1 protein-coding gene and 1 pseudogene are annotated in these 570 nt (G+C 80.5%); both read left to right on the forward strand.

Annotation, left to right across the window (positions count from 1 at the left end; genetic code table 11):
• A pseudogene (locus PYV61_RS26425) lies at window positions 1-308 on the forward strand (hypothetical protein); the annotation flags it as partial.
• A gap of 48 nt (window positions 309-356) precedes the next feature.
• Window positions 357-570, forward strand: a 214-nt coding sequence (locus PYV61_RS26430) for a hypothetical protein (protein ID WP_275836874.1), incomplete at its 3' end; no start/stop codon positions are given.

Here is a 570-nt window from a genome sequence, read left to right on the forward strand (position 1 = left end):
CCACGATTTGTCTTCCTAAGACCGCTTGGCCTCCGACTTGCCCGGACCCGGCGCGCGCCGCCGCCGCCCTCGCGGTCCCGTTCGCGCCCGGGCTCGCGCTGTGGCGCGAGGTCGTGGGCGCCGTCGTGCGCGGCGGCGTGGAGCTGGAGGGGGCCGCGTGGCGCCGCACGCTGTGGGGCCTGCAGCTTGCCTTCGCGGTGGGGGCCGTGCCGCGCGTCGTCGTCACCGCCGACCGCGTGATCCGCGACGCGGCCGCGCGCGCCGGCCTGGGCGACGCGGTCCGCGGCGTGCCCGGCGACGTCGTGTAGCGCCGCGCGGCGACGGGCCGCGCGCCGACGCGCCCCACCGTCCGCGCCATGCCCATCCCGCCGCAGATCGCCGACCGCCTCGGCCTCGACGACGGCCTCGCCTCGCTCGTCGTCACCCTCGCCGGCGCGGTCACGCTGCTCTCCGGCGAGCCCCGCCCCGTCGACCTGCTCACCACCGGCGCCGGCGCCCTGGGCGCGGCCGGCTCGCTGACCAGCGCGCTCGCCCGCAAGCTGCCGTCGCGCCGCGCGCCGGACGCCGGCG

The organism is Roseisolibacter sp. H3M3-2 (assembly GCF_029211165.1).
In the GTDB taxonomy this organism is placed as follows: Bacteria; Gemmatimonadota; Gemmatimonadetes; order Gemmatimonadales; family Gemmatimonadaceae; genus Roseisolibacter.